Origin of the sequence: Pinirhizobacter sp., from assembly GCF_035317885.1 — a bacterium.
Classification (GTDB): domain Bacteria; phylum Pseudomonadota; class Gammaproteobacteria; order Xanthomonadales; family Rhodanobacteraceae; genus Pinirhizobacter.
The window spans coordinates 1-10786 of the sequence record NZ_DATHFX010000263.1; the positions used below are offsets into that span (position 1 = coordinate 1).

Here is a 10786-nt window from a genome sequence, read left to right on the forward strand (position 1 = left end):
ACCCTGCTAGTCGGAGCCACCCTGTTCGCCTTGCGCTCCGCAGATATCGAATTCCCGGCCCCGGCCCAGCCGCTGGCTTCCGTCATCGACGGCATCAAAGTTACCCAGTTCCAGACCATCGTCGTCCGCCCGACCGCAGCCCAGATGGGCGCGACAGGCGCACTGCACCGGGGCGCAGGCACGACCGCGCTGGCCCGTGATGCACGCGACCAGGCCCTGGGACTGATCGGATCACAACTGGCCATGCCCTACTATTCGTTTGGCACGGCACTTCGCCCCGCAGGCAAGGAATAACCCATATGACCGTTACCTGGAACGACAGCGTCCCGATTTATCGCCAGCTGCACGAACGCGTGGTGGCGATGATCCTGGACGGCGCCCTGAACGAGGGCGACCCGCTGCCGTCGGTGCGCCAGGTGGCAGCGGATTTTTCCATCAATCCGCTGACTGTCTCGAAGGCGTACCAGGAGCTGGTCGACGAACAACTGGTTGAAAAACGGAGGGGATTGGGCATGTTCGTTATCGATGGCGCCCGCGAGGCGCTGCTGAAATCCGAGCGGGAGCGTTTCCTGCGCGAAGAGTGGCCGATCGTGCTGGCTCGACTGCAGCGCCTTGGCCTGGACCTCAAGACCCTGATGCGCGACCTGCCTGAAGGCGGCAACGCGAAGGAGACCCCATGAGCACCGTCATCAGTGCCAACGGCCTGTCCAAGACCTACAAGGACTCCAGGGCGCTGGCCGGCGCCAGCTTCCAGATCCAGTCCGGCCGCATCGTCGGGCTGATCGGCCCCAACGGGGCGGGCAAGACCACGGCGCTGAAGGCCATCCTGGGCCTGACCGATTTCGACGGCGAGCTTTCCGTGCTGGGCATGGACCCGCGCCATAGCCGCAACAAGCTGATGGAACAGGTGTGCTTCATCGCCGATGTAGCGGTGCTGCCGCGCTGGCTGTGCGTGAAGGACGCCGTGGATTTCGTCGAAGCCGTGCACCCCCGCTTCAGCCGCGCCAAGTGCGAGGCCTTCCTGGCGCGCACCAAGCTGACGCCGCGGATGAAGGTCAAGCAGATGTCCAAGGGCATGATCGTACAGATGCACCTGGCCCTGGTGATGGCGATCGACGCCCGCCTGCTGGTGCTGGACGAACCCACCCTGGGCCTGGACCTGCTCTACCGCAAGCAGTTCTACCAGAGCCTGCTGGAAGATTACTTCGACGAGGACAAGACGATCCTGATCACCACCCACCAGGTGGAGGAAATCGAACACATCCTCACCGACCTGATGTTCATCCGCGACGGCCGCATCGTGCTCGATGCCGACATGGACGCCGTGGGCGAACGCTTCTGCGAAGTGATGGTGGGCGCCGAACGCGCCGCCGAGGCCCGCGCGCTCAAGCCGCTCGACGAACGGCAGGTATTCGGCAAGAGCATCTTCCTGTTCGATAACGCCGACCGCGGGCATTTGTCCACGCTCGGGGAATTGCGCCGGCCGTCCATCGCCGACCTCTTCGTCGCCACCATGAAGGGAACCTACGCATGAACACCCTCTACTGGCTCGTCAAACGCGAAATCTGGGAACACAAGGGCGGCTTCATCCGCGCGCCACTGATCGGCGGCGCCATCTTCCTGGTATTGAACCTGATGACCCTGATCGCCGGTGAAGTCGTCTCCGGGCAGAACTTCCGCTTCGGCGGCAACTCCATCCGCGAACTGGGCAAGATGCTCGACCAGAGGCAGCTTTCGATGGTGGGCATGGGCCTGGATACGGCCATGCTGTTCTCCACCGCGATCATCTCGGTAGTCATGGGCTTCGTGGTGTTCTTCTACTGCCTGGGCGCCCTGTACGACGACCGCCGCGATCGCAGCCTGTTGTTCTGGAAGTCACTGCCGATCAGCGACACGCAGACGGTGCTGTCCAAGGTACTGGCCGCCACCATCGTCGCCCCGGCCGTGGCCTTCGTCACCGGTGTCGTTGCCGGGCTCATCACCCTGCTGATGTATGCCACCGTGTTGTCGATGCATGGCCTGGGCGTGTGGCAGCTGTTGACCCTGGCCCATCCGTTCCGGGTGGTCGCGAACCTCCTCGCCAGCATCCCGATGTACTTCCTGTGGGCACTGCCGACGGTGGGCTGGCTGCTGGTGTGCTCGGCCTGGGCCAAGTCAAAGCCCTTCCTGTGGGCAGTGGCGATCCCGGTGGTGACTGGCGTACTGATCTGGTGGGTGCAGCTGATGGGCCTGATGCCCTCGGGCAACTTCTACTGGAGCCAGTTCCTGCCGCGTCTGTTGGGTAGCGTGTGGCCGGGCAGCTGGTTTGCCGCCGCCCACCATGCCAGCAACAACGTCAGCCTGGGCATCGGCCTGGAAGGCATCGACAACCCGGACAACCCGATGGTGCAGTTCCTGAGCCTGGGCAACCTGTACGCCACGCTGGGAACCGCCACCGCCTGGATCGGCATGCTCTGCGGCGCGGCGCTGATCGCCGGGGCCATCTGGATCCGCCGCTGGCGCGACGACACCTAAAGGCCACTGAAATCTAAATGCTTCCAAACCGCCGGTTATCCGGCGGTTTTTTTTTGAAAGCTCGCCCAGGTATTCCGGACGAGTATGAGGCGGAGGACAACATCCTAACCGCCACGTAGGTACTTGCATGAAGATCGATATCCACACCCCTTCCCCCTCGCCTTCCGCGATGATTGGTTCTCCTGCCCAATCCTCGCCATTCCGCACTGACGTATTAAGCGATGTCGGAAATGCGTGCGCAACGTCCCGCCCAACGAACGTGGCATGCGGCAGCCAGGCGCCTGGTGCAAGTTGTAATTACTTCGACACCGAGCCCTATCGAACGAATTCGACGACAAACCATGAGCTTGAGATGCTGCTTGGAAAGGCGCTCAAATCGGACCCAAGGCTTGTAGGTATTGCCCAGCGCATTCGTTCACTGACTGGCGCACCCGACCGCATGGCCGCCTTCGACGAACATGAACGCGACGAGATCCGCAGCATGAAGCACATCGGCGGCGCCCATGAGCTCAGCGAAGACACCGACACACTCGACGCCCACGTCCTGGCCACGCTTACCAAAGCCGAACGGGTGGAATACAACATCGATCGATCCGCTACGGAATATCGCGATAAACCCTATATCGTGAATCTCGAGCGCCGCCTGTGCATATTCAATTCGGTCTCATCCAAAGCCAACATCATTGCACCGTGGAACATGCACGCCTTCGACCTGGAGATCTACAAGGTTACCCGGCCCGAGCAGTACCCCGCCCGTCTGTCCAACCTCATCGCCGACCGGTGGACGGCATTGCTGGCGACAAAACCTGACCCGGACAAATTCGTCCAGGACGACCTGTGCCTCGAAGGCCTCGATGCCAACGCAGGCGTTTTCCACGTCCTCAGTTCCCTCGATGAGTCGGCGCGGAAGACCCTCTTGTGCGATGACTTGCGCATTCCCTGGAGCACCGAAGAAGACATCCTGGACGAAAATGACAACTGCCCAACCAGCCCGACGCGACTGACCAACCCATTAGGATCCCAGTTTCGCCAGCACACGACGGGGGCCCGGTCGAACGTGGTGCGGTATCACGATCCGGCCGATCCTATTGTCAATGCGTGGGTCGAGAAAGCGATGGAATTGGGCAAACCGGTCATCTCCGGCCCGAGCGGCCATGCGCTTCGTTATCTGAACCATTACGCCATGTGCAAGGAAATGGTGGGATACAGCACGTCGGGGGTCGCGGATTGGCCGACGCTGGCCGAGGCGCGGCTTGTCATGCTTGCCAATCTCATGCCACCGAAGAACCATCATTCCTTTCACGAGATTATGCTAGCCGGCGTGGGCGTCACTGACGGTACTGAAACCCTTCATTACCAGCATATGGAAGACTACGAAGACCTCGCCTCCCACCCCATCGGCCGGGACGCGCTTGACGCTGCCTCCATGACACCCGCACGGCCATCCAATAACTGAAGAAGAAACCAGCACACGCTTCATCGAAGGCCGACGCGTCGAACATCGGATACTCCGCCATTAGACTGGCACCCACGCAATACAACATCCGAGGTGGACGATGCTCCAGGCAATCGGATTGCCCCCCGCCCTGCCGACTGGCCCGCATTCGGCCGATGGCAGGGCACGCAATGACGGACCGATGGCGGTCCCGCTTCACGCCGTTTCGAACCGCCTCGTGATCGGGCCGTGCGGCGGCGGCGTCGTTTCAAACGATGTTCAACACGTCGGTAGTCGTCCAGCCTTTTACCTGGATACGGAAGCTGCGGGCAGGCTCCACCGCCATCCCGTGCCACCGCAGCCCGCCAAGCCCTACCGTGGCTTCTTTCGGCTGCACCAGTCGCTCAGGCACATTTGCGTCACCGTCAACACGACGATGAAGTCGCTACACCATGTCGATCCGCTGGAAGTCCAGGCCAGTGTCATCGGCGACACGCTTCATCTGTGTTCGAATTTCCATGGCGATAGAATCGTCGACTCGCTGCGCACGGCATTTTGCGATATCGCACCGCCTGAAGGCGCCGCGCGCCGGGTGGCAATGAAGGACAACCACCTCTGGGACCCGGTAATCACGGCACGGCGTTGGCGCCACTTGCAGAAGCTGAAGGGTACATTCGCATCAGGGACAATCACTGCCGCCGCCATTGAAAGGGCATCATCGGAGATCCGTAATGGCATAGGAAAGTGCAAAGAAACCAATCTTTCACTTGCCGAGATAGCCGATCAATGTGCCGCAGGGTTCAGGACCATCCTCGCGGTACTGGAAGATCTTCGAACCACGGGGCACTCCGCTCGCCTGGCCATTCATTATCCCCTGAAGGATGCCAGCCTTGTCGGAAGGTTGCCGCCCAACGTCTCGCAAACCATGCACGCCGAACAGTGCATCGAAGAGTACCTTGCGACACATAGCGAAGATATTTACGAGCAAGCCACGCGAACGCTCGGACTGGCCCACGGCAAGCACGTCATCGTACCCATGGCTGGCCGGTTCGTTCCATGCGCGCCCTGCGCGGAAGTCGAGCATCATGCCAGGCGTGAGGGTGGCTTTTTTGACCCCGCGCGAAGCCGCTTCGTGCTATCGCGAAGCACGCATCGCATCGGCCGCGCGTTCCCGCTTGAGGTGCAGCATATGGCGCTGAACGTGCTGTCGCCGAACGATCCGTTACGTGCAAATGAGCGTGCATCCCGGATCCGCGACCAGTTTGTCCAGGGTGGCCCGGACCTGCTTTCGCACGACGCCCCCGTCGTCCTTGATTATTCGCTCGATACCGATAGTGAGAGTTCGTCTGGCGAGGGCGACGGGTGAATCAACCACCGCCGCCACCTCCTTCGCGAATGCCGCCCTTCGTCAGGGCAAGCGGATCGAGCAACTCCTTCAACGCCTCCCGTGCCAGCCCGGTCGTCTGTTCGGCCACATCCAGGATCGGCCGCCCTTCCTTGTAGGCCTGCTTGGCGGTCGCGGCGCCCTTGTCATAGCCGATCACCGGATTAAGCGCGGTGACCAGAATGGGATTGCGCTCCAACGCCAGCTTGATGCGCTCCCGGTTCACGGTGAAGCCCGCGATCGCCTTGTCGGCGAGCAGGCGCGAGACGTTGGCCAACAGCTCGATCGATTGCAACAGGTTATAGGCGATCACCGGCAACATTACATTCAACTGGAAGTTGCCCGATTGCCCTCCGATGGTGATTGTGGCGTCGTTACCAATCACTTGCGCTGCCACCATCGCCGTGGCTTCCGGGATCACCGGATTGACCTTGCCGGGCATGATTGACGACCCCGGCTGCAACGCCGGAAGTTCGATCTCGCCAAGGCCGGCAAGCGGGCCGGAATTCATCCAGCGAAGATCATTGGCGATCTTCATCAACGACACGGCCAGCGTCTTGAGCTGGCCGGAAAGCTCCACCGCCGCGTCCTGAGAGGACATGCCCTCGTAGAAGTTCGTCGACGATTCGAATTTCACGCCGGTCAGGCGTTTCAGCTCCTGCGCTACCGCAGGCCCGAACTTCGGATCGGCGTTGATGCCAGTACCCACGGCGCTGCCACCCTGGGGTAGCCGTTGCACACGGACGAGCGTGTCGCCGATGCGTTCCCGGGCAGAGGCCACCTGCGCCGACCAGCCGGACAGTTCCTGGCCGAAGGTCACCGGCATGGCGTCCATCAGGTGCGTGCGGCCCGTCTTGGCCACGTTGCGAAGCTGGCGGGCACGCTTGTCGATGGTCTTGCCCAGGTGGGCCAGCGCCGGCAACAGGTGCTCGTGCACGGTGAGCGCGGCGCTCACCTGGATGGCCGTGGGGATCACGTCGTTGGAACTCTGCCCGTAGTTGACGTGATCGTTCGCGTGTACTGCCGTACCTGCCCTGGCAGCAATATGCGCGATCACCTCATTGGCGTTCATGTTTGAACTGGTACCCGAGCCCGTCTGGAAAACGTCGATCGGGAAATGCGCGTCGTACTGGCCCGCAGCCACCGCCTCGGCGGCCTGGCGGATCGCCTTCACCTGCTTTTTCTTCAGATAGCCGAGCTTGCCGTTGGCTTCGGCGGCAGCCGCCTTGACCAGGCCCAGGGCACGGATGAACTCCCGGGGCATGGGCAGGCCGGAAATGGGGAAATTGTCGACGGCACGCTGGGTCTGGGCGCCGTAGAGCGCATCGGCCGGGACATTCAGCTCGCCCATGCTGTCGCGTTCGGTGCGGAACTTGGTGGTCATGCGGGGCATTCCTTGAAGGTGGGGCCTGGCCTTGAGTATAGGCAGGACCCAGGCTAAAGCCGCGTGGAGGCGGCACGGGTATAATCGCCGGCTGACCCACGACAATGCCCGGACGCCGCCATGTCGCATGCCGCCCTCACCGCCCTTTCGCCGCTCGACGGGCGCTACGCCTCCAAGGTGGAGCCGCTGCGGCCGATCTTCAGCGAATACGGCCTGATGCACCGGCGCGTGCATGTGGAGATCCACTGGTTGCTCACCCTGGCAGCCCACACCGGCATCGTCGAACTGCCCGCCTTCGGCGAGGCTTCGATGGCCAAGCTGCTGGCCCTTGCCGATGGGTTCTCGCTCGAAGACGGCGCCCGCATCAAGGCCATCGAGGCCACCACGAACCACGACGTGAAAGCCGTGGAGTACTTCATCAAGGAGCGCATGGGCGACGACGGCGCGCTGGCCCAGGCTCGCGAGTTCGTACACTTTGCCTGCACCAGCGAGGACATCAACAACCTGTCCTATGCGCTGATGCTCCGCGACGCCCGCGACGACGTGCTGCTGCCGGCCCTCGACCAGGTGATCGATGCGCTGCGCGCGCTTGCCCATCAGCAGGCGTCCTTGCCGATGCTCTCGCGCACGCACGGCCAGACAGCCTCGCCGACAACGCTTGGCAAGGAACTGGCCAACGTGGTGGCGCGCCTGGTGCGCCAGCGCGACCAACTTGTAGAGGTGGAGATCCCCGGCAAGATCAACGGTGCCGTGGGCAACTTCAACGCGCATGTGGCGGCCTATCCGGAAGTGGACTGGCGGGCTCTGTCCAAGGGCTTCGTCGAGCAGCTTGGTTTGTCGTACAACGACTACACCACCCAGATCGAACCACACGACGGCATCGCCGAGTTCTGCGATGTCGTCCGCCGCGCCAACGTCATCCTGATCGACCTGTCGCGCGACATCTGGGGCTATATCTCGCAGGGCTACTTCCGCCAGACGCTGAAAGCCGGCGAGGTCGGATCCTCGACCATGCCGCACAAGGTCAATCCGATCGACTTCGAGAATGCCGAGGGCAACTTCGGCGTGGCCAATGCCCTGCTTGGCCATTTCGCCGAAAAGCTCCCGATCAGCCGCTGGCAGCGCGACCTTACCGACTCCACGGTGCTGCGTGCCCTGGGCACGGCGTTCGGGCACACGCTGGTGTCGCTCGAATCGCTGCGCAAGGGCCTGGGCAAGCTCACCGTCAACGCCGACCGCCTGGCCGCCGACCTCGACGCCAATTGGGAAGTGCTGGCTGAGGCGGTGCAGACGGTGATGCGCCGTTATGGCCTGCCGGAGCCCTATGAACAGCTAAAGGCATTGACGCGTGGCCACGGCATCACGCGCGACTCGATGCGCCAGTTCATCGGCGGGCTGGATCTTCCCGAGCAGGCCAAACAGCGACTGCTGGAAATGACCCCAGGCACCTACACCGGGTTGGCCTCGGAACTGGCGAAAGGCATCTAGATCAATCGATCTCGTCCGAACCCTCGTTCACGCCCTCGAACAGGAATGTGGATAGATACCGTTCGCCCGTATCGGGCAGCATCGCCAGGATCACCGCTCCATCGCCTGCATCCTTGGCCACTTCCAGGGCTGCGGCCATCGTGGCGCCGGCACTGATGCCCACGAAGATGCCCTCCTCCTTCGCCAGGCGGCGGGCCGTGTCACGGGCGACGACATCATCAACGGTCAGCACTTTCGAAGCCACCTCGCGGTTGAGCACCGAAGGCACGAAATCCGGTGTCCAGCCCTGGATCTTGTGCGGCTGCCATTCCTTGCCGTTGAGCAACGACGCCCCGACAGGCTCGCAGGCGATCAGCTTCACGTCCGGTCGCGCCACCCGCAACACTTCGCCAACGCCCGTCATGGTGCCGCCGGTACCCCAGCCGGTAACGAAGTAGTCCAGCCGCTTTCCCGCGAAGTCGAGCAGGATCTCCGCCGCCGTCGTGCTGCGGTGATAAGCGGGATTGGCCGGATTGTCGAACTGGCGGGCGAGGAACCAGCCATGCTTGTCCGCCAGCTCCTTCGCCTTCTTCACCATGCCGCTGCCGCGGGCCGCGGCGGGCGTCAGCACCACCTTGCCGCCGTAGGCACGGATCAGCTTGCGCCGCTCAATCGAGAACGTTTCGCTCATCACCGCCACGAAGGGATAGCCGCGAGCCGCGCACACCGCCGCCAGCGCCACGCCGGTATTGCCGGAGGTTGCTTCCACCACCGTCTGCCCGGGCTTGATCGCGCCGGTTTTCTCCGCGTCCAGGATGATCGCCAGGGCCAGGCGGTCCTTCACCGATCCGGCGGGGTTGAATGCTTCCACCTTGGCATACAGGGTCACGCCGGCAGGCGCCAGTCGATGCAGTTTCACCACGGGCGTGTTGCCGATGGTGTCCAGGATGCTTTCGTAGATCATGATCGTTTTCCCGGGGACATGGACCACCGATATTGCGCCGCATCATCCTCCCGGGGCAACCGGCCCAACGGCTAGAATGAAAGGCATGGCCAAAACCTCCCTAACCATCGAAGTGCGCGGCGACGCCCGCCAGCGCCTGGGCATGCCCCCCGCCGAGTTCCTGCGCGACTACTGGCAGAAACGTCCCCTGCTGATCCGCAACGCCTTTCCGGGCTTCCAGCCGCCGCTGCAGCCCGACGACCTGGCGGGCCTGGCGATGGAAGAAGCGGTACTGGCCCGGCTCATCACCCATGATGACAAACGCGATCGCTGGACAGTGCGCAGCGGGCCGTTCAAGGAAGACGATTTCGCCTCCACGCCACCGCGCGACTGGACCTTGCTGGTGCAGGATGTCGACAAATGGGATGCGGATGTCGCCGCCCTGCTCGACGCCTTCGCCTTCCTGCCCAGCTGGCGCGTGGACGACGTGATGGTGTCCTACGCCGAGAATGGCGGCGGCGTGGGCGCCCACGTCGACCAGTACGACGTGTTCCTGTTGCAGGGCATCGGTCAGCGCCACTGGGCGATAAGCAACGATCCGGCAGCGCCCAAGGACTTCCGCCCCGACATCGAACTGAAGCAATTGGCAAGCTTCGAGGCGACCCACGAGTGGCTGCTGGAGCCCGGCGACATGCTGTACCTGCCGCCCGGCGTGCCACACGATGGCGTGGCAGTAGGCAACTGCATGACGCTCTCGATCGGCATGCGAGCGCCGTCGAAGGCGGAATTGACCGGCGACCTGGCCGACTTCATCGCCGAGCGCCTGGCCGACGAAGATCGCTATACCGATCCAGACCTAGCTCCCGCCACGGCGGCAGGCGAGATCGACACGGCCGCCCTGGCCCGGGTCCGCGCCGCCGTGCCCACCGCCTCCATCCTCGACGACGACACCCTGGCAGACTGGTTCGGCCGATTCATCACCCGGTACCGAAGCGCACAGACGATCGCGGAACCCAAGCGGGCGATGACCGTTCCTGCCCTGGAAAAACACCTCGCCGCCGGGCGGGAGTTCCTTCGCCATCCCTGGGCGCGGCTGGCATGGGCCCGCCACGGCCGCCATGCACGTCTTTTCGCCAGCGGCCACGCGTACGACACGAACACCGGCTTCGCGCGCGCCGTGTGTGCAAAACCACGGCTTGACGCCAAATCCCTGGACGGCGCGGACGTCGACGTCCTGCTGGCCCTGGTCAACGATGGCGTCCTGGTCCCCTCCCGCGGTCGCTAGCCCGCCCACCTTGATCAAAAACCAATGCCTGGAGCAAGCATGGCCGCCGAACCCATCGCCTCCGCCCCGATGCGGGCCGCCGCACTCGCCAGGCTCCTGGCCAGCGCACGCCACGAAGCATCGATCCTAGAACATCGCCTGGAAAGCGACGTCCACGATGACGAAGCCGTCCTGGACGCCTTGCGCTCGCTTGCCGCATCCGGCCGCGGGGCCCGGATCCGCATCCTGGTGCAGGATGCCTCGCGGCTGCAGGTAGAGGCACCCCGCCTGCTTGCCCTGGTGCAGCGCATGTCCAGTGCGATGTCCATTCGCGTGCCATCGGAGGTGGCGGACCTTGCCTACGCATGCGCCTACACCGCGGTCGACGCTGGTGG

General features: G+C 63.4%; 11 protein-coding genes. 9 read left to right on the forward strand and 2 right to left on the reverse strand.

The features are described 5' to 3' along the window. The 6 genes from VK519_RS08500 to VK519_RS08525 all read left to right on the forward strand — a co-directional run. A partial coding sequence (locus VK519_RS08500) for a hypothetical protein (RefSeq protein WP_324349005.1) occupies nt 1-294 on the forward strand: 294 nt, incomplete at its 5' end. A 5-nt stretch (nt 295-299) separates the two neighbouring features. Beyond that, nucleotides 300-680, forward strand: a complete 381-nt coding sequence (locus tag VK519_RS08505) for a GntR family transcriptional regulator (protein ID WP_324349007.1) — start codon at nt 300-302, stop codon at nt 678-680. After that, nucleotides 677-1534 (forward strand): ABC transporter ATP-binding protein, encoded by an 858-nt coding sequence (locus tag VK519_RS08510; RefSeq protein ID WP_324349009.1) that lies wholly within the window; start codon nt 677-679, stop codon nt 1532-1534. The genes VK519_RS08505 and VK519_RS08510 overlap by 4 nt, the downstream gene beginning before the upstream one ends. After that, nucleotides 1531-2514: a hypothetical protein gene (locus VK519_RS08515; protein ID WP_324349011.1), complete on the forward strand. Its 984-nt coding sequence runs from the start codon at nt 1531-1533 to the stop codon at nt 2512-2514. Before VK519_RS08510 ends, VK519_RS08515 begins: the two co-directional genes overlap by 4 nt. A 127-nt stretch (nt 2515-2641) precedes the next feature. Beyond that, a complete protein-coding gene (locus VK519_RS08520) occupies nt 2642-3970 on the forward strand; it encodes a hypothetical protein (protein WP_324349012.1) in 1329 nt (442 codons plus the stop codon). A 100-nt stretch (nt 3971-4070) separates the two neighbouring features. Next, nucleotides 4071-5315: a hypothetical protein gene (locus VK519_RS08525; RefSeq protein ID WP_324349014.1), complete on the forward strand. Its 1245-nt coding sequence runs from the start codon at nt 4071-4073 to the stop codon at nt 5313-5315. A 1-nt stretch (nt 5316) separates the two neighbouring features. On the opposite strand, the gene VK519_RS08530 is transcribed toward VK519_RS08525, so the two are convergent. After that, the gene (locus VK519_RS08530; protein WP_324349016.1) at nt 5317-6717 is read right to left on the reverse strand and encodes a class II fumarate hydratase; all 1401 of its coding nucleotides are present in this window, start codon (nt 6715-6717) and stop codon (nt 5317-5319) included. Between the two features lie 120 nt (nt 6718-6837). Between VK519_RS08530 and purB the strand changes: the two genes are divergently transcribed. Continuing rightward, nucleotides 6838-8205, forward strand: a complete 1368-nt coding sequence (gene purB / locus VK519_RS08535; RefSeq protein WP_324349017.1) for an adenylosuccinate lyase — start codon at nt 6838-6840, stop codon at nt 8203-8205. 1 nt (nt 8206) lies between these two features. Here purB and cysK read toward each other — a convergent pair whose 3' ends face one another. After that, complete coding sequence (gene cysK / locus VK519_RS08540) at nt 8207-9148, reverse strand: cysteine synthase A (protein ID WP_324349019.1); 942 nt, start codon at nt 9146-9148, stop codon at nt 8207-8209. An 85-nt stretch (nt 9149-9233) separates the two neighbouring features. Here cysK and VK519_RS08545 point away from each other — a divergent pair, with 85 nt between their 5' ends. Both VK519_RS08545 and VK519_RS08550 read left to right on the forward strand, forming a co-directional pair. Further along, nucleotides 9234-10412, forward strand: coding sequence for a JmjC domain-containing protein (locus VK519_RS08545; RefSeq protein ID WP_324349020.1), 1179 nt, complete (start codon nt 9234-9236; stop codon nt 10410-10412). A 39-nt stretch (nt 10413-10451) separates the two neighbouring features. Next, nucleotides 10452-10786, forward strand: a 335-nt coding sequence (locus tag VK519_RS08550) for a DUF7931 domain-containing protein (RefSeq protein WP_524538985.1), incomplete at its 3' end; no start/stop codon positions are given.

Coding starts and splice junctions, on each gene's coding strand:
- VK519_RS08505 (WP_324349007.1), top strand. CDS start 300: ATGACCGTTACCTGGAACGACAGCGTCCCGATTTATCGCCAGCTGCAC.
- VK519_RS08510 (WP_324349009.1), top strand. CDS start 677: ATGAGCACCGTCATCAGTGCCAACGGCCTGTCCAAGACCTACAAGGAC.
- VK519_RS08515 (WP_324349011.1), top strand. CDS start 1,531: ATGAACACCCTCTACTGGCTCGTCAAACGCGAAATCTGGGAACACAAG.
- VK519_RS08520 (WP_324349012.1), top strand. CDS start 2,642: ATGAAGATCGATATCCACACCCCTTCCCCCTCGCCTTCCGCGATGATT.
- VK519_RS08525 (WP_324349014.1), top strand. CDS start 4,071: ATGCTCCAGGCAATCGGATTGCCCCCCGCCCTGCCGACTGGCCCGCAT.
- VK519_RS08530 (WP_324349016.1), bottom strand. CDS start 6,717: ATGACCACCAAGTTCCGCACCGAACGCGACAGCATGGGCGAGCTGAAT.
- purB (WP_324349017.1), top strand. CDS start 6,838: ATGTCGCATGCCGCCCTCACCGCCCTTTCGCCGCTCGACGGGCGCTAC.
- cysK (WP_324349019.1), bottom strand. CDS start 9,148: ATGATCTACGAAAGCATCCTGGACACCATCGGCAACACGCCCGTGGTG.
- VK519_RS08545 (WP_324349020.1), top strand. CDS start 9,234: ATGGCCAAAACCTCCCTAACCATCGAAGTGCGCGGCGACGCCCGCCAG.